Raw genomic sequence first — 248 nt, forward strand, 5'->3', positions numbered from 1 at the left:
TAAGTGGAACGGTCGGGGCCTGAGCTGGTCATAGGGACCAGCAAAAGGAACCCAAAGATGGCAAAAAGAAGCGGCCGGTCGCATAGCCCGGCATTCAAGGCAAAGATAGCGCTGGCAGCCCTAACAGGATGCGGAAATACCCCCGCCCGGAATCGACCTTCCACGATTTGAGCGCCCACCGTCGCTAAATCTTTCGCATTGTGCAATTTCAACGCGCATCAACCTTTTTAAAGCACTGTGAGGCCGAC

General features: G+C 54.8%; 1 protein-coding gene. It reads right to left on the bottom strand.

The genetic code is table 11. From position 1 onward, the window contains the following. Positions 1–212, bottom strand: a 212-nt coding sequence (locus tag AB3X89_RS40785) for a hypothetical protein (RefSeq protein ID WP_368588121.1), incomplete at its 3' end; no start/stop codon positions are given. Positions 213–248 lie beyond the last annotated feature (36 nt).

The sequence above is a fragment of the Paraburkholderia sp. BR14320 genome, assembly GCF_040948665.1.
Classification (GTDB): domain Bacteria; phylum Pseudomonadota; class Gammaproteobacteria; order Burkholderiales; family Burkholderiaceae; genus Paraburkholderia; species Paraburkholderia youngii.